Raw genomic sequence first — 24,099 nt, 5'->3', positions numbered from 1 at the left:
GGCAAATTGAGAATCCCAATGTCATTGACATAACTGACGCCTTAACCAATTGTCTTGAAATACAATTTGATTTGGCACAACCATTGAAGAGCATAGTCATCGTTTCTAAACAGGCAGAACAGACTATGCTCTCCCTGCGCAAGTCACCTTCATAAAAAAGCTCAATACACCCTTGGACTATTGAGCTTTTTTATTCATCTGTACACACAAAATCAATTTACAGCAGTATAGTGTTGTTCATAAGCCTGCTCCGGCACCTCTTCAACGGAAAAATAGTGTTCCAGCTCTTCAATATTGATTGCACGCGAGAAGTAGTAACCTTGTAAAATATCGACGTTGCAGCTTCGCACAAAATCCAGTTCTTCATCGGTTTCAATGCCTTCCGATACAACAAAAAAACCCAGCCGTTTTAAGGTAGAAACAACAGACCGATAGAGTTCTTTTCCCCTGACGTTATTCGCTTGCTTTAAAAAGATCCGGTCTAATTTAATCACATCGGCATCTAATGCCCCGAGCATAGACAAACTAGAATAACCCGTACCAAAGTCATCTATGGCGACCATAAAGCCCGCTTTACGCAGCATTGCAACACTTTCACTCACTAATTCAACATGTTGTGAATAAATAGATTCGGTAATTTCAAATAAAACTGGATAACCAGACAATTGATCAATGACATCAGAGATGAATGCCCTATCACTTAGAGAATCAACATTAAGGTTCAAACTGATCTTTAAGCTGAAGTCCTTGAATACAGGCTGGTTCTTTACATCATTTTCGACCGCATCCACTACCCACTTATCAATATATTCCCCAATTTTGGCTTTTTCGAAATGCTGGATGAAGTCCGGTGAATGTGGTTTGTGCTCCTCGCTTTCCAATCGAAGCAATGACTCGACGCCAACCATCTTGAGTGTTTTGGAATCGAACTGAGGCTGATAATACATTTTCAGCTCACCTGCCAAGATTTCTTTTAAGCTCTGATTCAATTTATCTTGTTGAGCCACCAACTCATAGTGCATTCCCATGAAGGTGACTTCTTTTTGAACGGGAACGGCGTAGCTGAACCTCAGTTTTCTCATCAAGGTATTAAGCAAGCTATCGTTGCTGGTATTGGTGTATTTTTTAACAAAAGGCATATAAATGATCACACCCAACCCTATCGTCACGACCTGCAATAATATTGCCTTTACACTGCCCCCAGTGACGATATACGAATTCAGCAGCGATGGCGTTACCCATTCGATGCTATCTTGTACCACCGTAATGTCTAAGGCAGAAATCCATATCTGCGCAAACAGATGGTTAATAATAGGGACCAAAACAAATGGCACAGCTAATATCGGATTGAAGATGATTGGCAAACCAAAAACCAACAGCTCATTGACATTGACTATCGCAAAAGGAATGGAAAGCTTTGCGAGTGTTCTTGCGTATTTCATATTTGAAAATAAAAGGAGGGCGATGATTAGTGACCATGTACTTCCTGCACCACCATAGATAACAAAGACATCGAAAAAAAGGCTAAACGACATATTTGATACATACACATCCGATACAAAAGAGGTATCAAAAAAAGTGTAATACGCAGCTGCACCATGTATTCCTGACAGCCAAGTAATATGAATAATCAGCGTATGCAAATAAGCTTGAATACCAGAAGGCCACTGGGCAATGATTTCCACAATGGCCTGTAATGTATATTGACCAAATATAAAATAAAGAGCACCTATTCCTATAAAAACAACGAGATGAGGCATCATCCCGTTGATCGCACCTTCTAGAACTGGGTTAACGACTCTACTGTGTATCAGCTTGTATTTCACGTGCCTGTTTACAAGGAAATAACCCAAACAAACCATAATCGGCACGAACACCGCATCATCAAGAACAAACGCATCAGAAAGAATAAGTCCATTATCGGTCTTAGTAATGTAACCCGAAAAAATGAGAAACATGGTTAATGCAAGCGAGGTAACCAACAGTCGCTCATCGAAGAAATGAAATGAAAGGTGATAGGCAAGAGTACATGTCAGTAAAACTGGAAATATTTTTCCAAGTAAAATATCTATCGTTGCAATATTTTGATAGCGAATAAGCTCATAATTATTGTTTACAACAATGAATACAATCCAAGTTGAGCGAAAAAACAAATAAGGAATCAGTGAGACCATCGCCGCTCTAAATGAGCTTAAAATGATTTGAAATATAGCTTTCATTTTAATACGCGCCCCATCTTACATACAACCTATGTACATACGTAATATTATTAACCACACTTTATTCGTGGTTACCGTAACGTTATTGGCAGATTATAAAGTAAAGCGTGCGCAATACGGTTCTTAATTTAGAGAATGAAATAAGAAATTCAAACCATCATTCAAAGAAACATTAACAGCAGCTGGAATTTGCCTGGTTTATGAAACTTTTGTGACATCTTCTTCTGGTAGTTCCACTCTAAGCTGATCTATGGTGATGATGGTACTGAGTTCTTGAATCCGATTAATCAGCCTTTCGTTCAATACGACTCCCTCCGCGATAAGGCGAGAGCCGTTGGCAGCACATATATCACGCTTCAGGCACATCCCCACCTCCAAGTCACTCAATTTATCAATCAACCGTTCATTGGACCCCAACGTAGGCTTTTCAGGTACGTGATTAACTGGCTTCATGTCATGCTGAATAACAGGATCCTCTGTCACGCAGTCAAAGTCTGATTCGACTTGATGGTATTCATGCTCACGGAAGAGTTGGGCTGGCTCACTAAAAGCCGCCATTATCTTTTCTTTCGCCATATCGAGGGTGATAGGTTTAACAAGAAAAGAATTAATGTCTAGGTTCATGCACGCACGCAATACTTCGGTATTAGAATAGGACGTCACGGCAATTATTCTCGTGGATTTGTCGTTGCATGTATTGCCCGTTCGTACTTCTTTCAACAATTCTATTCCGTTCATTTCTGGCATATTGATATCGGTAATAATGATATCGACTTTGTGCATAGCCAGCTTTTGAATCGCTATTTTGCCATTTGAAGCCGTCAGGATATTTTCTACTCCTAGCCTCAAAAGTATAGAAAGCGTCGCCTTTCGAGAAAAATCATGATCCTCAACAACCATGACCGTTATTTTAGAGAATATATCTGAAGCTTTCATGGTGTATTCCTTCCCAGCATTTTTTACGTTGCATTCCAGTCAATCAGCTTTCGCTCTATTAACCTATTCCAGCTAAATGATTTTTTCTTTTTCTAGGTATTTCTGAATATCCGTTACTTTCATAACGCTTTGTTGGTAAAGGTTTTCTAAGTATCCCCAATTTTGCTTTAATGCCTCGTTTTGTAAGATCATAAACGATTCTGCCAGCCGCTCTGCGCCCGCTGAGCTCGCCGCTCCTTTTGCGGCGTGAGCAATATTTTGAATCTGACTTTCATCTTTATTGGTTAGTGCGATTTCCAAAGCGCTCATGTCTTCTTGCAGTGAATCCCAATACCCTTGCAAAAGTGGGGCAACGACATCCAGTTCCGCGGTGCCGAGAATGGCTTCAAGTTGTTCTAAATTGATGGCGTTTGATTCCTCTAATTCCGATAATTCCAAATCGTGCTTAAATGGCGCATCAATATTAATAACGTGTTCCGTATGTTTGAATTCGGCGTCTTCGCTTTCTCGTCTAATTGAATTAGCAAGCCACTTTTCCACCATTTCCCCCAATGCATTCAGCTCAACGGGTTTTGATAGGTAGTCATCCATCCCTGCTTTAATACAGTGTTCCGCCGAACCAACGAGCGCATTAGCAGTAATAGCGATGATGGGGATCCGTCGAGTGGCACCGAATTCTAGCTCCGTTTTCCGGACCTCTTTAGTAAATTCAAACCCATCCATAACAGGCATGTGGCAATCTGTCAGTATCAGACCGTATTGCCCTTTATTCCACATGTTCAAGCCCGCCAATCCATCCTCCGCCATTTCGCAAACATACCCTAACCGGTTAAGTTGCCTTTGTATCACATCACGATTGGTGGGTTGATCCTCTGCCACCAATATAAGCCGACCTTCTTTCTCGGCTTGTTCTTTCGTGGGTAAGTCTTGAGTTGATCTTAGTTTTTGCTTGTTTTCCACAATAGGGCTACGTTTGCCCATTAAGATCGCAATGCCCATTTCAAGCTCACTGGGTTTTAATGGGTGGGCGCCAGACACCATAGTGTTAGAATTCACAAATCCTTTGCTTGAAGAAGAATCCGCAGATAATAACAATGTCTTTGCTTTACCATCGAGTAGCTTCCCTACGTTGCCTTCATAGACTTTTTCAATGTCTTTCACTGAATATTCAGGTCCTGCGACTAAGATAGTGAAGCCTTTTTCTTCATGAGTCAGAACCATCTCGGCTTGCGAAAATGAAGACACTGAAACCACCTCACACCCCACGGATTCAAGGTTGTATTTCACGACTTCACTTAATTCTGGGGAACGTAAAACTGATAAAATTTTCGCTTCAGAGTAAGGGATATCCTTTTGGTCCATCCTGAAGTTAAGATCATAAACGCAGGGTATGGTCACGATGAAGCAACTGCCCTCACCCACTTGGCTTTCCACTCGAATGCGACCACCCATCATTTCAATCAGCGACTTAGTAATAGACAAGCCCAGCCCAGTTCCTCCGTATACACGGGTTGTTGATGTATCGGCTTGTGAAAAAGCTGAAAATAGCTTGTCCATTTGTTGCTGCGACATACCAATCCCGTTGTCTTGAACACGGATTTCTATTTCATCCCCCCCTTGTTGAGAAATGAGTTCGGACATGATCCATACTTGCCCTTGATAGTGCTGATCTCCACTGGTGAATTTCACAGCATTCCCTACCACATTGAGCAACACCTGCCCCAACCGAACTCCGTCGCTCATTATGTACTGAGGAATTCGAGCATCATGCTTTAGCAATAGCGAGATATTTTTCTTTTGTGCTTGCAAGAACAACACGTCTGCTGTGCGCTCCATGACCACTAGGAATTCAACGGGAATGTTCTCTACTTGCATTTGCCCAGCTTCGATTTTGGAGAAATCTAAAATGTCATTAATGATGTTTAATAACGTCATAGAGGAATCACGAATGGTTGTAGCCATCGTACTTTGTTCGGGCGTCAGCTCGGTTTCACTTAACAAGTTGATCATCCCAACCACACCATTCATTGGTGTTCTAATCTCATGGCTCATATTGGCCAGAAACATCGATTTCGCTTCATTGGCGGCGTTTGCGATTTCACTTTCACGCCTTAAAACATCTTGCGCAGTTTTCTCTTTGGTAATGTCGATATTGACTCCGCCCATGCCAATGGCTTCACCTGAACTTTCGTCAAACACAACATCCGCTGCGGCTTTTATCCACCTGACTTCACCATCTCGACACTGAATTCGAAACTCAGAATTAAGACGAGACAAACTGTCTTTCGCCCTCATCAGTTCATCTTCAGCGTAAGAGGCATCTTCCTCATGAACTCGAACTTTCCACATATCGTAGGTATCTGTGGCCTTTTCTTTGTCCACGTCATACATAAGATACATCCGGTCATCCCATTCGAGTTCACCGCTTCTAAAGTCCCAATTCCAAATCCCAATTTCCCCAGCCTCCGTGGCAAGGTTTAAACGCCTAACCAAATTTTGGAGGTTGCTCTTACTTAACTTCAACTCCGACTCGGCTTGCTTACGCTCACTGATATCCCTCAGCGTTCCTAAATAGTAAGCTTCCCCATTGGCTGCAACTTGGGTAATCGACATTTCTAGTGGCACAAGCGCCCCACTTTTGGATTTCCCCATCACCTCATCACTGTCTTTCCCTTTATCGGACGTATCCACCGAGGACGAATGAGTAAGAAAGTTGCCTTTTTTCTGCCCAAAATCGTCGGCGAACAAAATGTCAAATGGCTTACCTAACAGTTCCTCCCGAGTCCAACCAAACAGTTTTCTTGCTGAATCATTAATATCTAAAATGGATTCATCCAATTTAAAGATAATTAGGCTATCAATAGCCGACTTGAACACCGCCTTCATGCGGCTCTCACTGTCTTCGAGATCTAACGTTGTTTGAGCAATCAAGTCCTGCAACAACCGGTTAGCTTCTTGCGCTTCTTCTTTCGCTTGGTGTAATTCTGTTACGTCTGTTTGGATGCCGATGAAGTGTGTCAATATGCCTTCGTCGGAATAAACAGGATCAACGTATAAATGGCATTGGAATAGTGACCCATCTTTTCGCCTATTTTGAATGTATACATTACAAGAGCGTCCTTCAGACAAAGCACTCCTTAGCTCACTTAACCCTGGCTGACTCTGATCGGAACCGTGGAAAAAATCAGGTTTTTTCCCTATGACTTCCTCACTGGTATACCCCGTCATCGCTAAGAAAGCGTGATTGACATACACAATAGGAAGCGCAGGATCTTTAGCATCACAAACCATCATTCCGGATTTTGCGGCACGAATCGCCCTTCGTTGCAAATCCAACTCTTGCTGTAGGTCTAACGTTTTCTTAAGCAGTTTTTCACGGTCTTGAAGCCGGCTTTTAAAGATATCCACCGCTCTAATAATTTCCCCTACTTCGTCATTTCGGCGATATTTGGGCAACGGTGTCGAAAAATCGCTACGTGATAGCTGTGAGAATATGTCTGCTAACTGTTTGAGCGGGGAGCTCACGCGGTAAAACATGTATAAGCCCGTTGATACCAGCACGGCGATGATCATAATCGAGATCAACCACAATTTTGTTTTGAGTTGCCCCGCTTCTACAAACGCCGATTCGCTTGGCACCTGAATGAATACCTGCCAGCTAAGCCCAGGAAAGTCATAGGCACCGAGGCTATTTGCACTCACTCTGAGAAGCTCTTCCTCTCCGGGTTGATTGACGAAGGAGATATCCTTCGTCGAATCTGGGTACGTCACTGACTGAGTTTGATAGACGGTATTGAAATTTTTTCCTTTTAACTCCGCGTTTGTCCGAAAGTAATCCATGGCTTGATTGTCTTTTGACCGCATATCGATAAGGACATCATTCTTGTGATCAACAAGCAGTAGCTGAATGTTGTGATAGCCTTTCATGAGTAGCGATAAGTGGTATTCAAGAAATATATCTTCTAGAAACTTAAAATCTAAAACGTTTACCCATACCCCTATCACCTCACCCAAATCATTATTTATTGCCGTCGCAAACATCATATCGTACTGCTCGTCGCGCCCGCTCTTCTGTCCCAAAAGAGATGAATTGGGTCCGGATACGACTGTTCCTAATTCTGGGTAGGCTGGGTTTGGCGATAAGGGTTGCAAGTAGGATTCATTCAAAACATCATTAAACCACTGTTTTAAAATAACTTCTTCTGGCTTTGGCTTTACTGGTTTTATCTCTTCCCCAAATGCATCCATTCGATTTTGTGCGATGAGGACACCTTGGTTAGAAAAAAGCAAAATATGGCTGTATACCTTATATTCGGTAATTAACTTATCGAGATATTCCGTAAGATTGATGTTTGAGGCGTCGTCTTGATTGGGGATAGTTGACAATAAACTCGCATTGAGAGCAAAGGCTCGTGCATCGTGAAACCGTTCGAATAAGTTACGATCGATCTTTTCAATCAGTTCTTTTGCCGCGTTTTGCATTTCACTTTGCACTTTACTTTCCAGTTCATGTGTCGCGCTCCACGTAACGTAATAAAGAACTGAAAACAGCAACGATGTGACAACGGTTAGTAGTGTTATATTTTTAACTTTGACTTTCATAATCAGCCTAAATCCGTTTGGTTTCACTGGCTACAATACGCAAAACTCTCTCTTCATCTGCATCATGAATAATTTATCTTTTTATAATTAAAAACTTTTTATGCTTGAATTTTAGCGCTTGCTTATATAGCGTCCAGTTCAATACTTATAATTATAGCTCAAACTATTGATACGCCATTAAAATATTATGCATACAGACACTTATTCAAAATGGTTTTATAAATTACATTCATCTATGTTCTGTCTTGATAAAAGCTCAACTTGATTAATATGAAGCTCAATTTAAGGTCTTTATTGCATATCGATTGCACATTGTTAGCGCTCTGCTTAACATGTGGTGCATATCGTTAGCTCCTCGCCATGCGGTTGCTTTCTTCAGTACACTTTTAGGGATGTAAAGTGCATGAAAAACTTATCGTTCAAAAACAAGATCATCGCTCTAATTACCACCATTGTATCCATTACCATTCTTACTTCTTACGTCAGTGTTCACTACTTCATTAGCCAATACATTAGCGACTCGGATACAAAGAACATCAGCCACAATATCGATCTGGTTAAGACGAAACTCAGCACCGATTTGCAACGGCAAGTCAATTTAGCGAAAAGTTTAAACTTCAGTATGATGGATATAGCCGAAACCAAAGAAAACACCGGTTTCTATAAAATAGTTAAAATCGTAAACGACTACGCATTTGATGATTCTGGCATTATGGAAGAAGAGAATTCTCAGGCTTTTATTAATGCCGCCTCTTCGCAAACAGAATTACCCTCGATCAGTGAAGTAACAGTGACGAATGGAAAACCACTTCTTACTATTTCAATACGTCGCCCAGATGATTCTATCGATTTCTTTGTTATTGATTTGAGTGAAATGTCATCCATTGTTGCCGACTATGCGATCAGCGGCAGTTACATTGAACTGATTTCCCAAAATGGCACGGTTATATACTCAAATAAGCAAGGCGAGAACCTCATGCCTTTTAACAAACGCGTCTCTTTGGGTGACAAGAGCTGGCAACTGAATGGCTATATCGACTTGGATTTAATTGAGAAAAATACGTCTTCGTTAAACTGGCTGATCACCATGGCGCTGGTCATTTGTGCCGTGGTTATTATCGGAATCAGTGTCGCTTTGCTACACGTTGCGTTCAAACCTTTGCAAAATTTGAAAAGTGTGGTCGCAGATTTGTCGAAGGGCAGTGGCGATTTAACCCAACGATTGGATGTGGCTTCTCAAGACGAAATTGGTCAAATATCCCACTCGATCAACTTGTTCATTCAAAAACTTCAAAACATGTTTGTTGAAGTCTCACAATCCAGCCGCAGTATTGATAACGCTGTATCCCAAATAAACAGTCAAACAGAATCGAACCTACGCACACTCAACAATCACAATATTGAAACCAAACAAGCGATCACGGCAATCAATCAAATGAGTGCAACGGCTGAATCCATCGCACAAAATGCCTCCGATGCAGCGAAGTTGACGGAGCACACATCGGCAAATGCAGAGGAATCAAAAGAAATTGTTTCTCAAGCGGTAAACAGTGTTTCAGCACTTGTAGATGAAGTAAGCAGTATGTCTCAGTCTATTAGCACAATGAGCGCAGACACCAAACAAATCAGCACCGTACTCCAAGTCATTGGCGAAATTGCAGAACAAACTAACTTGCTCGCCCTGAATGCTGCGATTGAAGCAGCCCGAGCAGGAGAACAAGGAAGAGGCTTCGCGGTCGTCGCCGACGAAGTCAGGGCATTAGCCGCACGCACACAAGACAGTACGTCTCAGATAAACGAAATGCTCAGTAAGCTACGAAACGCGACCGACAATGTGGTTTCAGCAATGGAATCGACCCGCAGCAGCTGTGAGAATACCGCTGAAAATACCAATAAGGTGATGGACTCCCTTAACCAAGTCACCGATTCCGTTATTGAAATTAACGAGTTAAACGCGCTGATGGCAACCTCCGCTGATCAACAAAGCTTGGTTACAGAAGAAGTGAGCAGAAATATGGTCGCCATTCAGCAAATTGTACATCAATTGAATGATAACGCTTCCAATGCCAATACCGTGAACCAAACCCTTGATTCGACATCAAGAGGGCTAAATGAGGTTGTCGGGCGCTTTAAAGTTCAGTAAGTTAAGGAAAGTATCAACTTAGGCAGCGAGTCGGTGATATCGCTGCCTTTTTTGTGGCACATTTTTCATAAGGATAGAGAAATGGATTGGAATACATGGATGATCTACGTCGCGGCGATATTCATACTTACCGCTTCACCGGGACCCAGTGTTTTGCTTTGCTTAAGCAAATCGGTAACCCAAGGGTTTCACTCGTCAGTTTTTACCGCTCTTGGCAGTTTGACCGCCATTATGGGTATTCTAACCCTCTCCTTCACGGGGTTAGGTATGATCATCGCGACATCCGAGTGGGTATTTAGTATCATTAAATGGACGGGAGCTGCCTACCTAATTTACCTTGGCGTACAGGCGTTGCTCTCCAAACAGGAAAGTTATGAAGTGGCAGAAGGGAACACCCCTCGGCAATCCCCCCGAAGTCTGTTCATCAGTGGCTTTATTGTCGGCTCCAGTAATCCAAAAGCCATCATATTCTTTACCGCTCTTTTCCCACAGTTTATTGATCCTCAAGCCACTTTACTCAGTCAATATTTGATATTAGCCAGTACCTTTGCGGTGATGGAATTGTCTTGGCTTTTGATCTATGCCTATTTAGGTGCAAAATCTTCAAATTGGTTATTGCAAAGGGGGCGTGCCAAACTGTTTAATAGGCTGACTGGTAGCGTGTTTGTCGGTTCAGGAATCTTATTGTCCACAACCTCGCGCTAAATTCTCGAGAGGGGTTATGAGTATTCCAGAAAGTAAAGTCGCGATTGTCGCAGGTGGCAGTGGTTTAGTCGGTCATGAGTTAATGATGCTGCTTCTTAAAGAAGACGCCATTGCCGAAATTCACGCCATTGGCAGAAGGCCGACGCACCTCTCTCATTCAAAGCTTACAGAGCATATCCACGTTGACCTTTCGGTAACACAGTGGGATGAAAACGCTCGCTCCCCTGAAATAGGTTTTATTTGCCTAGGAACAACACTCAAACAAGCTGGCTCGAAAGAAAAGCTCGCTAAAGTCGACATTGATTTGGTGTGCAACGTTGCTCAGGAAATGAAACTGCTCGGTGTAACGCGAATTGCCGTTATTTCCAGTTATGGCGCAGACCCCCACTCTTATTCTCATTACTTGAAATGTAAAGGTCGCATGGAGTCTGCCGTATCAAGAATGGGGTTCGAGAGAACTGTATTTGTTAGACCAGGTCCCTTAAGTGGTGAACGCGATAAGCCACGAAAAAACGAAGTTATTACTGAACATATCCTTAAGCTATTCTCACCTCTTCTTATTGGTAAGCTGGCAAACTTCAAACCTATTTCAGGAAAAGACGTCGCACAGTGCATGCTTTATTCCTTATTTGAAACTCAAACAACTCAGCCCTACCCTACAATTATTGATACGCGTTCAATGCTCGCGATGTTAGACCAATTTAAATAACCGACGATTTGACCGAATCCACTGGAACACGAATCGTTCTTCCTCAATAGCCAGTAGCCAGTAAGCTCACCACTAGATTCCAAACACTTCAGTACCCAACACTTCTCAATATGACTTTCAATCTATAAAAACATCTTTCATATAATGTTTTCATATATCTAATTTCAAATCACACTTTGCGATTCAGTCACCTAAGACTATGTTAGCCAGCAGTTATTAATTCTGAAATTCATAAATTAATCAGAATTATGTATCTTAAATGTAAATATAGGTTATTTATCAATGTCAGTCGCCGTCTTACTCAACCTTGCTGTTTTTGCGCTCATTTTGTTATTCATTTTTAAACAGCAGAAAAAATCAAACACATTATCAAGGCTCGTACTTATAGGTTTGGTTTCGGGAAGCCTTTTTGGGCTCGTACTTCAACTGATCTATGGGGAAGGCCACGCATCCATACAGGCAAGCCTCGATTGGATAAATGTGGTGGGTCTTGGCTATGTTGGTTTACTGAAAATGATCATCATGCCGCTGGTATTGGTTTCGATGATTGCTGCGGTCGTGAAACTTGAAAATTCAGGGTCGCTAGGAAAGATCAGCGCCCTCACCATTTCCGTGCTGCTTGTAACCACCATGATCTCAGCCGTGATCGGTATTGGCGTTACTCAAGCATTTGGGCTAACAGCAGAAGGGTTAACCGAAGGAGCTCGTGAAACGGCACGTATTTCTGTACTTGAGAATCGAATTGATCGAGTGAGCGATTTGACCATACCTCAAATGTTGGTGAGCTTTATTCCTACCAACCCATTTGCCGATCTCACGGGTTCACGTTCCACTTCCATCATCGCCGTGGTTATTTTTGGCATTTTAACCGGTATTGCCGCAAGAAAAGTCATGCTGGAAAAACAGGAGTTGGCATCCCCTATTCGAACGTTTGTCGAGGCGTCCCAATCCATTGTCATGCGCTTGGTTAAAATGATCATGGCCTTAACCCCATACGGTATTGCGGCTCTCATGGCCAAAGTGGTGGCGACATCCAGTGCTACAGACATCCTTAATCTTTTGGGCTTTATTGTTGCTTCTTATGTTGCGATCATGCTGATGTTTGTCGTTCATGGTGTATTGGTTTCGTTTGTTGGCGTCAGCCCATTAGCGTACTTCAAGAAAATTTGGCCTGTACTGACTTTTGCGTTTACGTCTCGTAGTAGCGCAGCCACCATTCCACTTAATGTTGAAGCACAGATAACCAAGCTCAATGTACCACCCGCTATCGCAAACTTATCAGCATCCTTTGGTGCGACAATTGGTCAAAATGGTTGCGCTGGTATTTATCCCGCTATGCTCGCAGTTATGGTTGCCCCAACCATGGGTATTAATCCGCTTGATATCAACTTTATCCTGTCACTGATTGCCATTATCACCATTAGTTCGTTTGGCATTGCGGGTGTAGGCGGCGGCGCGACATTCGCGGCACTCATTGTATTACCTGCAATGGGGTTACCTGTGACGATAGCGGCTCTATTAATATCAATCGAACCCTTGATTGATATGGCACGTACGGCATTGAATGTTTCTGGCGCGATGACAGCTGGCACGATTACCAGCCGATTGCTTGGTGAAAAAAGAGCGGATACACAACATGAAGAAGCCAGCGTGTAGCTCTATAACCGTCAGTGCGGTGTTCCATTCCAATAACCACTCCGCTCAAGGAAGGGAATAAAACTCTTTCTCCTTGAAAAAGTAACCAAAAAGACTAAAAGCGACCATTGCGGTCGCTTTTTTGTGTTTCTAATATTTTCGCGCTTCTCAAAATACAAACCGTATAAAGACGGTAGAGTCTGTATAAAATTTCACAGCCATTTTTGTAAAATTTACACTGTGAAATTTTTATTGTGAAATTTTTATTTGATTGACGCTAATCTAAAGTTGAAGCAAGGGCAAAAGAACAGTCACTTCCTTTTACCTAAGCTAGCAAAAAAGATAAATGATGAGGACATCACTATGACTATATCAACTGCTTCGAACAATCAAAATGCAGAAACCGAACAACAGTTTGATGCGACTTCTGTCCTCGCTGCTGAAAAATCAAATGCGCAACGAGTGACAGAGAAGCAACAACGAGCAAAAGAAATACTGGATTCATCTTTCCCGCTAGAATATGGTTCACACCAAGATGTGGTGAACTATATGGTTTACTACTGCAACTTAGTGGCCTGCTTTGCAGATGGGAAGTTGGTGGGGTTAGACAATCCTTCACAGTTTGTCGCTTTATCCGGTCACAAACGCGAACCAGAAGCCATCTTGCTAAAAGATGCACAGGGTTCACACCTAGAAATTACGCTAGGGGCACACTTAGGTAGCATTGATAATTTAGCGAATATCCAAGACATACAGCTCGAATCACGTACGTCACTGTGCATGGAAACCCAATCTAATCACCGTTACTGGATCAGCCTTCTCGAAACGGGCGCAAAAGGGGATCCTATTGCCCATAGTGTTGACAAAGAATACACCTCACGCAGTGGCGAAGACTATACACTCACTCGCTTTTGCAAAAACTGAGATATCGAATAATACCTCAAGGGCTATTCCCTAAGGCCTTAACTTTTAGTCCATGTCAATATGACTGACCCTACTCGTTAGGGTCTTTTTTTAGTTTACTTCTTTGAGTCACTCCCTCATTCACCGGCTTCCAACCTAGGGTCGATGACCTCGTCTTTTAGGTTTCAAACATAATAAAAACCAAGATCTTATCATTGATAACATGAGCGAGTTCTTCTCTGACAGACTTGAGTCTTATACTGGTTGTTAAGATCTGGAGAACTGTCTAGATAATTTGTCGGCAAAAGGTAATCGGTTCTCTAAATTCTAAAAATGGTAGCAATAGTGAGTGATAGTAATGGTGATAGTGAGTGATAGTGAGAAGGTAGCCATAGTGGAAAGTCAGTTCTTTAGGTCACTTGACCAACTAACGCAGAAAGAACTTGCCCAATCAGCGCGATCCTTTCGATTCGAACCGCAGACGTTCCTTCTTGATTCACAGTTAAAATGGAACACCGTGTTTCTCTTGAATTCCGGCGCCGTCAGAATGTATTACTTGGATAGAGACGGTAAAGAGCACAACAAAGCCTTTTTTGTAGATCAGGCTTTCTTCTGACCGGTGACAGAGTCACTAAGAAATGAACCCGCTGGATTCTTTATTGAATCCATAGAACTCTGTAACGGATGGTGCTGGGATGTCGATGCATTCAAGCGAACCTTCAGCAACGAAGTCGACTGGATGGCATTTTCTCGCCTATGGATAGAAAAGGTATTGGCAGAGAAGTTCAATCGGGAAAAGGACTGGCTGCAACTTACCGCAGCGCAGCGCTACGTTAAACTCATCACCCTGAGACCGGAATTCGAGCGTTTGCCCAACATGCACTTAGCAAGTTATATTGGCGTAACACCTGAATCGTTCTCCCGATTAAAAAAATCCCTCTCACTTACCAAATGACCCTCTCACTCACCAAATGATAAGTACAACCCTCTAACATTTCGTCACACTTTCCATTAACGAAAAAACGGAAATGCGAAATGGAAAAAGGATTGGAAGCCACATCAACTCTACTACTTGGACTTATGGCAGGCTTTTTTGCCACCTACAGCTTTAATGTGAATTACGCCATGCTGGAAGTCGATGGCAGCACTTACGCAACGGTGCAATCACTGTTTAATATCAATGTCAGGCACGCTGGATTTTTTGCGTGCTTTTTTGGGGCAGCCCTGCTGCCGGCGATAACGGGAATAGTGTGGCTAAGGCGAGACAAACGACGAGCGCTTGTTTGGTTAGCCATCGCTATGAGTTACTTTGTTGGAATAGTTATTTTTACTCGGTTTGTTAATTTACCACTTAACTATTACACAGAATCATGGGATCCCTCTGCGCTACCTGATGATTGGCAAACCGTCCGAGAACAATGGAATAGGGCAAATTTACTGCGCGTCATTGTCAGTATGATTACCTTTTCGATGGCATTGACAATCCCCCATTGGCGAACACGCAGTATCATCCATTAACGTATATGTTTAATTCGTCTGGGTTATACGCAAACGCCTAAACTACGAAGATCTTCTCGCGCTTTCTCAGCCGTTGAAAACTGGAAAGCGTGAAACCCTTGGGTCCTAGCCCCTTCCACATTCGCGGGCATATCGTCCAAAAATACGGATTCATTGGCTTCCACGTTGCATTGCTCTACAACCAATTGATAAATTCTTGGATCAGGTTTCAATACATCCCATTCAGCCGATACGATGGCTTTGTCGAATAGCGACCAAAAATCGTACCTATCCTTTAGAAAAGCCACGATCTCATGCACATTATCGGTGAGCGCATAAATGCCGTAGCCCGAGGCTTTTAAGTCTCTCATCATGTTTTCCGTACCCTCCAATAAGGATAGGGAAGCTTTCACGTTATCGAACAGTTGTTCTGTTTCAATCACACTGAGTTGCAACTGTGCTTGATAAGCTAACTTCGCTTCATCTTCCGTTAGACGACCTTTATTTAAATCAAGCCAAACCTGATGAGAGAAAATATCCCGAGCCATTTTTTGTGCCGTTTCCCCTGTCACACCAAACGTTGCGGAAACGATCTCAAGAGGAGACCACTTTACAATCACATTACCTACATCAAAAACGATGTTCTTTATTGCCATACCCTAACCTTTTTATAAACAAGAAATACAACATAGAACCTAGAGAGCCTTTAAATACACCGCACTATTTTCTTTGGATGGAGAAAAACCAACGCTCAAAAGATACTCTTCATGCTCTTTCGTTTTTGCTATGGCTTCCAGCATACTTACACCCCGTTGCTTCATCACTTCGGGGTGTAATTGGTAGTAATACTGCGCGACTTTCATATCTCGATATTCTGGCGTCACAAAATCTAAAACAAGCGATAGTGTGCCATCCTTGCCCTTATTTCCAACCAACACCCCAGCAATACTATTGTTCCGAAGCGTGTAAAAAGCCGTATCCGATTTCTTTAACGCTTCAATCGAGGTTTGCTGCTCAATGTCAGCCAAATTGGTAGAAACAAAATGGTCAAAATACTCAGAATCGACAGAAGCCGAGATCAGTTTAAATCTCTCTTTAGTGGTATAAATACTCCACAAATAATAGATGTTGATTCCTGCGATACCTAAGTTCATCAACATTGTGGGGTAAGAGTCAATAAAATACGCAAATGCTGCAAACAGCAAACAACCGATAAAGTTAATCACCCTCAACTTTATAATTGATGTCATTGTGAGTGACACTAAGACGACCAAAGAGGCGAGATAGCCAAACCATTCAACCCAGTCCGAATCCATTTTGATGCTCCTTCCTCGTTTGTGTATTCAAAAAGATAGCACTGGAATAACGCTGGGAATAGGCTCTATCCAATGATGTCTATCATAAGGCATCCCATACCCATGGGATATGAAAGTGTATAAAACAAAAAATGCCGAGGTTTTAGCCCCAGCATTTTAAAGTGCTTCAAAGATTTAACTTATTGATTAGTCATCTTTGATGAGAAGAATGGTGCTCAAGTTGTTCGTAAGATCGGTTGCCGATACGCCTTCAAAGTCAATCGTTACCGAATTACCATCCTTACTAACGGTTAGGCTTGAGCTGACATCATCACCATCCACTGTCCCTTTTATTTGGTCCAGCATAGACGTCACTTCACTCTCAGATAGATCCGTGAACAAATCACTCAAATCAAGCTTATCGCCTTCATCGATGTGAAAATCGGTAATGCGATCGATACTTCCATCTAAATCGGAGTTAACCCACTTAAATACATCTGCATCGTCACCACCCGTTAGAATATCATTTCCAAGTCCACCAATTAATGTATCGTTGCCAACACCACCATATAGGTAATCATCACCACCTTGTCCAAAGATAATATCATCACCTTTATTACCATGGAGATTATCCGCTTTGTCTTGGTCTGTTGACTGAACAAACTCCCCGATATTTTCCCTTATATAACCGTGTACTTGCGCATCGGACACCTCTTCGACATTGAGCTTACCCGCTACATATTCTTTTATTCCCTCATATCCTTGTGTAGATACACCAAGCATATGGATAGAATCACCAAATAGGATGTCATCACCTCTACCTGCCTTGATGGTATCGCCACCAGGAAGTTTATCTTCTGAAGTGCCAAGAATGGCTTCGGACAAACTAGCAACATCCAGATTGGCTTGTACATTGCCGTCTGAGTCAAAGTCTTGCAACTGCGCTTCATCCAATTCGACGCCTATACCGATTGCTTCTACCGTTACACCATTATTTTCTAGCAATTCGAACCCTGCTGCCGCTTGTGAAATAGTCACATCGTCCTCGTAATAGCCATTTCCAGCTACCTGAACAAACTCATATTCACCCGAACCGTTAGGTCTCATATACCCTTGGTACGTAGCATCATAGCTAAGCGACGTATAGCTATAAACCATACCAGACGTATCGATAATCGTCCTACCTGCGTAGCTATAAGACTCGCCCGGTACATAGTCCGTATCGTTGAGAATATCGTTCAACGTACGATCATAGATTGAGTAATAGCTGTCATATACAACTGGGTTCGTCACATCCGTATTGTAATAGGTCGGACGACCATCAGTAATAAAGTACGCCATATTATTTGCATCGGGATGCGTCGTCTTCACGGTATCAAACCAGTCACTAGTAACAGTAAATGCATCTTCATAATTCGTACCACCATAGGAAGATAAGCTATCTATGACTGTTCCAAGTTTCTCTTTTGCATCTGGGTCTGTAAGATCTACACTTATGCTTGTGTGTGCCAATGTATCGAAGTCTACTAACATGACATTCACGTCACCAGAACGCCCACCTTGCGCACTGTCAATCAAGTTATCAAATACTTGATTTAACTGGATTTTCATTTCTTCGATATTACTGCTTCCAACACTTCCTGATGTATCCACCATGAATGCTATGTTGTAGTCCTGCCCATGAGTAATTATGGTACCAGTTGTATCTCCAACAACGATGTCATGCGTGTCGCCTGCTGTCTTGATTTGTCCCTCATCACCCATTGTTACGCCAGCAAAATCACTAAGGGCTATAGAGTCAACTGCCGATGCTGTATTCGTTGTATCACTTCCTTCTTGTGAAGTTGCCGCAACAGAAATCTCGGCTGCATTTGTTGCTGTCGTGATTAAAGTTAAACCAGATAAAGTAACCGATGTCGCATCAGCAGCCCAAAGACCAGAAAGCGTTATTGTGCCGTCACTCGACGCAGTGCCGATAACCGTTCCGTTACTGTCTTTCAATACATCACCTTCTGCAAGCCCTGAAATTTCAATTTCAGTAAGTGCTTCACTACCGTCAACATCGGTCAGTGATGCTTCTATACTTAGTGGGTATTCAGATGATGTAGGATTAACTAATACCATTTCACCGGACGTTGCATCCAGAGTAAAAATGCCGTCCTCAAATTGAACCGTTTCAATGTCGTGAAGAACTTTTGTTTCAGAGACACCATTTTCCATACTAACAAAATTAAACGAATTGGTACCGGCAATATGTTCCACGTTATAAGCTAACGATTTACCAGGAAGAATAGCGATATCAATATTGGCTCCGCCATAGAGCGCATCAGAACCAAAACCTGAAACCAATATGTCTTTACCGTTCCCGCCGTAAAGCGAATCACTACTAAGGTCATTACTTCCGACCAAAATATCGTCACCGTCATTTTGGTAGTTCGAATAAATATCCCCGTAAATTGAATCGCCCCCTCCGTTGACACTTACAATGTAATCATTTCCGGAAGTCCCATAGAGAGCTTCAGCTGTTGTTTGGCTATCTGATTGCTCATTTGCGATATTAAATATGGACTTATCAAACTGTCCTGATTGGAAGTCTTCTACAGTGATACCCCATGTTGGATAGTTATCATAGGTATGATTGATATTGCCGGTAATGGATACATCCACTACGGGCTCATCAGCCACTGGCGTCACATTTAGATACGCACTGCCCGTATCCGTTAACTTACCGTCACTCACAGTGAAATCGAACTGAATGTCATCTTCAGACATGTTCTCATTCGGATAGAACACCGCGCCTGTAACTTGCCCAAGAGAATTCGTTGTCACAACAAGCTCCCCCTTAGACCCATCGACAGAAAGAGCAGAAATAAACAAATCGTCCTGGTTGTCGTCCGTCGCCGTATTTAAGAGCACTTGTAACTTGGAAGCATCAATAATAAAGGCATTATCTTCTGCCGAACTACCTAAATCAGCATCGCCATTAATAACAGGCGCTCGCTCTAGCGCTGACTCAGAGCTTGGAATCGCAATGTCAACAACTGCAGTACTTTCACTTTCTCGACCATCAGAATCGACCGCCTTATATTCAATCTCATCATAGATTTCTGAATCTAGCACTTCGATATTAGAAACAATGAAATTTGAGTTTTCACTTGCTGTCGTTGTTAGACGAATTTCATCAAAGCCACTCGCCAATTGAAGGTTTGCAACATACTGAGAATTAACAATGTCACTTGACGAATCAACAACAACGGTTTCTTGTAGAATACCGTCCTTATATAACTCAATATGAACCTTGGCATTCATGCCAAGAGTAGCGTCAGAATAGTTTCCATGCAGACTACCAAGAGAGACATTTGCTTCGGTTATATTCACATTATCGCCAAAATCAATAGAGAGATATTCTTTACCGTCTTTACCGTCACTCTCTATCTCATTATCGTTTACGCCTATTCCACGCTCGTTGTCGTCACTATGGTAATTTAACACTCCCTGAACCAGCGAGCCATCATCCGCTATGGTGCCTCCTGTGATCAACATGCCGCTGTCTAAAGCAATTTCGGTTAAATCACTGATTGGGGTTTCGTTATTGTAATTAGTCGCATCAAAACTGAAAGCTTCATGAACATTTTCATCCAGCTCATACTTAATGATAGAGGCGTCGTCAACTTTAGAGCCTACGACCAAATCCGTTCTAGAACCGTCCTCATTGACTACATACAGTGTTCCAAACTCAGGAAGGCTAGTAATGACAATGCTCGTGGATTTACTTGGATCCGCATCATCTTCCTCATCGGTAGCGTATTTAGAGAATGGAATATCAAAAACACCAGAGGTAGATGATACTGAGAAATCATTAACTTCAGGTCCTTGATTGATATAAACCGTATCTGTAGCCCCATATTGAGAACCATCTGGATAAGTTATAGAAACGCTTACCTCAAAATTATTACCCGCAGCAGGTGTAACATAAGAACCTTCAACCTTTCCATTAGTTACTTGCTGTTCAGTCAATGTAATGGACTGAACGCCTGAAGGCAGAGTGACGAGTAAAACAGTACCAACGGTCACACCTTTCGGGAGGTCTATCTGGTAAGCAATGCTCTGACCAATCTCAGACCCTGCTAGTACCTCATCGTCATTTATATCACTGGTAATAGAGATTTCGGGTTTAAGAAGTTGTTCTACAGTGTAAACCTCTTCCCCAAACTTAAATAACTCAAAATCTCTAAAGATATTCGTATCATTCTCTTCAGGTTCGAATATGACTATCTCACCATCGCTATTAATACTAATAACGTAATCTTCGATTGAGCCAGAGAATATCGCTCTATCACGATGTGCGCCACCATCTGCAACGAAATAATCGTTATCATCATCCGATACCATTTCAAGGTCATCATTTCCACCGCCCAGAAGCGAGTAATCGTCAGACGACTCAGTAACTAAAGGATCAACAGTACCATGGTAATAATGAACTGTATCGGACGCTTCACTTACATTGCCTGCAGAATCCGTTTCCTTAGCAAACATGAACTCGTCGTCGTTCGTAGGCGTTACACTGACATCAGATATATCAAGCGTCCAAGTGAGATCATCTTGCACAGTCGCAAATCCAATGGATACATAATCTTCATTACCATCCTTAGCAAACACTTCAATCGTATTTCCTACCTCACTGCCCGCACCGTGTAAGGTGACTTCAGAGTAATCACTGTTTTCAGAATCATCAGTAATATTCGTAATGCTTGGTGCTGAAACCGCTATCGTATCGACCGTATGCGTGGAGGTCGCGGTGCTGTTGACGGGGTTGCCCGCCTCATCCGTTGACGCCACGCTCACCGTGAACTCGGTGTCCGCCGCCAAGTCGCTGCCCGCCACATTCACGGTCCAGGTGCCCGTCGCGCCGACCGTGGTTTCGTAAGCCTTACCATTGATGGTCATGGTCACTTTATCGCCTTCTGCGATATCGCCACCTGTCGCCGTACCGCTCACCGCGATGGTCTCGCCGCTTTCGGCTTTGTTGATCACGTCATCGGCGGTGATTGACGCTACCGTGACGGTGCCCGCATCCGCTGTCTTATCCACCGTATGCGTGGAGGTCGCGGTGCTGCTAACGGTGTTGCCCGCCGCGTCCGTTGACGCCACGCTCACCGTGAACTCGGTGTCCGCTGCCAAGTCGCTGCCCGCCACATTCACGGTCCAGGTGCCCATCGCGCCAACCGTGGTCTCGTAGTCGGTACCATTGATGGTCATGGTCACTTTATCGCCTTCGGCGATATCGCCACCTGTCGCCGTACCGTTCACCGCGATGGTCGCGTCGCTTTCGGTCGCGTTGATGACATCATCGGCGGTAATGCTACCCACCGTGACGGTGCCCGCATCCGCTATCATATCCAAAATAACTGTATCTTGAACCTGACCACGATTACCTGCACTATCCTCAACCGTCATGGTCACCGTCAACAGACCCTCTTCCAGCTCAGACAAATCCTGCCCTTGAACAACGACCTTACCATCGCTGTCTACACTGAAATCCCCACTTGCCACTGTAATGGCATTTTGTGCTGAATCCGTAATGACTATACTGATGACTGATGCCCCTGACTCTACTTGACCATGTAATGGCACAGCAGTTGACTCATTCTTATTAATGATGCCGTCATCGATATCGACAAAAAGATCGTCATAAGCAACGTTCCCGCCAGCTGTAAAGTTACTGGTCGTCACAACTTCATCACCAGGGTTGACGACAAACCCATTGCTAAATGCCCAATACTGCGTCCCCACAGGTGTCGTTCCCGACACATAACCATCGGCGATACGAATTTGGTATATTCTCCCCGTCTCACCCGTGGTTAAATTTGTTACTTCCTGATAGGCGCGAGCGTGTACATAAGCCCCCTCCCCATTGCTATTGAAATCAGACGTTAACACTTGCAAACTTGCGTCTAACGACTGAGAGCCTGCAACAGAAGTACTGCCGTTATTATCTTCAAGGAGAAGATCGTCATCCCTCAGGGTCAACTCTTGTGCTTCTTCATCTACAGTAAACGTAAATCCAATTGGAGAGCCGTTTGCACCAATACCAATATCACTTTGCGTAAATACTTGGCTTAATGTAAAGAGGTTAGAGCCACCTTCTGGTGCTCCATTCACAGAAGAATCAAATTGAATGCTATTACTACCTTCATTTGGCGCTTCTGTATCGGCATCCAAGGCGGTTTCTGTCACGGTATCTGAGCTGTTGCCCGCAGGATCCGACAGCGTCGCGGTCACAATCGCATTCGGTGCCACGTTGAGAGTGATACCATTGGTGATATTCGCTTCGGTTAATACAATGGTGGTTTGCGCCCCATTTACCGTGTACGTCAACGTATCGCCCACATCTGACTCCGCGACAGAAATAGTCGCTGTCACGGTGCCATCATCACCAAGCTCTTCGGCGTTGTAGATACCATCTTCGTTCGTATCCGCTGCTTCAAGCGTGATGCTTGGTGCTGTAATAGTTGTATCCAAAATAACCGTATCTTGAACCTGACCACGATTACCTGCACTATCCTCAACCGTCATGGTCACCGTCAACAGACCCTCTTCCAGCTCAGACAAATCCTGCCCTTGAACAACGACCTTACCATCGCTGTCTACACTGAAATCCCCACTTGCCACTGTAATGGCATTTTGTGCTGAATCCGTAATGACTATACTGATGACTGATGCCCCTGACTCTACTTGACCATGTAATGGCACAGCAGTTGACTCATTCTTATTAATGATGCCGTCATCGATATCGACAAAAAGATCGTCATAAGCAACGTTCCCGCCAGCTGTAAAGTTACTGGTCGTCACAACTTCATCACCAGGGTTGACGACAAACCCATTGCTAAATGCCCAATACTGCGTCCCCACAGGTGTCGTTCCCGACACATAACCATCGGCGATACGAATTTGGTATATTCTCCCCGTCTCACCCGTGGTTAAATTTGTTACTTCCTGATAGGCGCGAGCGTGTACATAAGCCCCCTCCCCATTGCTATTGAAATCAGACGTTAACACTTGCAAACTTGCGTCTAACGACTGAGAGCCTGCAACAGAAGTACTGCCGTTATTATCTTCAAGGAGAAGATCGTCATCCCTCAGGGTCAACTCTTGTGCTTCTTCATCTACAGTAAACGTAAATCCAATTGGAGAGCCGTTTGCACCAATACCAATATCACTTTGCGTAAATACTTGGCTTAATGTAAAGAGGTTAGAGCCACCTTCTGGTGCTCCATTCACAGAAGAATCAAATTGAATGCTATTGCTACCCCCGTCTGGCGCTTTCGTATCCACCGTATGCGTGGAGGTCGCGGTGCTGTCGACTGTGTTGCCCGCCTCATCCGTTGACGCCACGCTCACCGTGAACTCGGTGTCCGCTGCCAGGTCGCTGCCCGCCACATCCACTGTCCAGTT

Annotated in this window: 13 protein-coding genes; 7 read left to right on the top strand and 6 right to left on the bottom strand. The window is 43.3% G+C overall.

What is annotated here, in order from left to right; genetic code table 11:
- Nucleotides 1–212 precede the first annotated feature (212 nt).
- The 3 genes from HC752_RS07295 to HC752_RS07285 all read right to left on the bottom strand — a co-directional run bounded on the left by HC752_RS07295 (nt 213) and on the right by HC752_RS07285 (nt 7,757).
- Entirely contained in the window at nt 213–2,219 is a 2,007-nt protein-coding gene (locus HC752_RS07295) for an EAL domain-containing protein (RefSeq protein ID WP_190334482.1), read from the bottom strand.
- Nucleotides 2,220–2,417: 198 nt separating this feature from the next.
- The gene (locus tag HC752_RS07290) at nt 2,418–3,155 is read right to left on the bottom strand and encodes a response regulator (protein WP_190334481.1); all 738 of its coding nucleotides are present in this window, start codon (nt 3,153–3,155) and stop codon (nt 2,418–2,420) included.
- Between the two features lie 72 nt (nt 3,156–3,227).
- Nucleotides 3,228–7,757: a hybrid sensor histidine kinase/response regulator gene (locus HC752_RS07285; RefSeq protein ID WP_190334480.1), complete on the bottom strand. Its 4,530-nt coding sequence runs from the start codon at nt 7,755–7,757 to the stop codon at nt 3,228–3,230.
- Between the two features lie 403 nt (nt 7,758–8,160).
- Between HC752_RS07285 and HC752_RS07280 the strand changes: the two genes are divergently transcribed.
- The 7 genes from HC752_RS07280 to HC752_RS07250 all read left to right on the top strand — a co-directional run bounded on the left by HC752_RS07280 (nt 8,161) and on the right by HC752_RS07250 (nt 15,370).
- Nucleotides 8,161–9,900 carry a methyl-accepting chemotaxis protein gene (locus HC752_RS07280; RefSeq protein WP_190334479.1) on the top strand — a complete coding sequence of 580 codons (1,740 nt, stop codon included), beginning with the start codon at nt 8,161–8,163 and terminating at the stop codon, nt 9,898–9,900.
- 81 nt (nt 9,901–9,981) lie between these two features.
- Nucleotides 9,982–10,605 carry a LysE family translocator gene (locus tag HC752_RS07275; RefSeq protein WP_190334478.1) on the top strand — a complete coding sequence of 208 codons (624 nt, stop codon included), beginning with the start codon at nt 9,982–9,984 and terminating at the stop codon, nt 10,603–10,605.
- Nucleotides 10,606–10,621: 16 nt separating this feature from the next.
- The gene (locus HC752_RS07270) at nt 10,622–11,314 is read left to right on the top strand and encodes an NAD(P)H-binding protein (protein WP_190334477.1); all 693 of its coding nucleotides are present in this window, start codon (nt 10,622–10,624) and stop codon (nt 11,312–11,314) included.
- A gap of 282 nt (nt 11,315–11,596) precedes the next feature.
- A complete protein-coding gene (locus tag HC752_RS07265; protein ID WP_190334476.1) occupies nt 11,597–12,970 on the top strand; it encodes an L-cystine transporter in 1,374 nt (457 codons plus the stop codon).
- A 342-nt stretch (nt 12,971–13,312) separates the two neighbouring features.
- Entirely contained in the window at nt 13,313–13,873 is a 561-nt protein-coding gene (locus tag HC752_RS07260; RefSeq protein ID WP_190334475.1) for a hypothetical protein, read from the top strand.
- A 598-nt stretch (nt 13,874–14,471) separates the two neighbouring features.
- Nucleotides 14,472–14,807, top strand: coding sequence for a hypothetical protein (locus HC752_RS07255; RefSeq protein WP_190334474.1), 336 nt, complete (start codon nt 14,472–14,474; stop codon nt 14,805–14,807).
- Between the two features lie 80 nt (nt 14,808–14,887).
- Nucleotides 14,888–15,370 carry a DUF1772 domain-containing protein gene (locus HC752_RS07250; RefSeq protein WP_190334473.1) on the top strand — a complete coding sequence of 161 codons (483 nt, stop codon included), beginning with the start codon at nt 14,888–14,890 and terminating at the stop codon, nt 15,368–15,370.
- Nucleotides 15,371–15,393: 23 nt separating this feature from the next.
- On the opposite strand, the gene HC752_RS07245 is transcribed toward HC752_RS07250, so the two are convergent.
- From HC752_RS07245 to HC752_RS07235, 3 genes are all read right to left on the bottom strand, one after another.
- A complete protein-coding gene (locus HC752_RS07245; protein ID WP_190334472.1) occupies nt 15,394–16,005 on the bottom strand; it encodes an HAD family hydrolase in 612 nt (203 codons plus the stop codon).
- A gap of 39 nt (nt 16,006–16,044) precedes the next feature.
- A complete protein-coding gene (locus HC752_RS07240) occupies nt 16,045–16,665 on the bottom strand; it encodes a hypothetical protein (RefSeq protein WP_190334471.1) in 621 nt (206 codons plus the stop codon).
- A 186-nt stretch (nt 16,666–16,851) separates the two neighbouring features.
- Nucleotides 16,852–24,084 carry an Ig-like domain-containing protein gene (locus HC752_RS07235; RefSeq protein WP_342029459.1) on the bottom strand — a complete coding sequence of 2,411 codons (7,233 nt, stop codon included), beginning with the start codon at nt 24,082–24,084 and terminating at the stop codon, nt 16,852–16,854.
- Between the last annotated feature and the right edge of the window lie 15 nt (nt 24,085–24,099).

The organism is Vibrio sp. S9_S30 (genome assembly GCF_014694455.1).
GTDB lineage: Bacteria > Pseudomonadota > Gammaproteobacteria > Enterobacterales > Vibrionaceae > Vibrio.
Note: the sequence above shows the minus strand (reverse complement) of the source record. Positions and strands in the feature narration are given on the sequence as shown.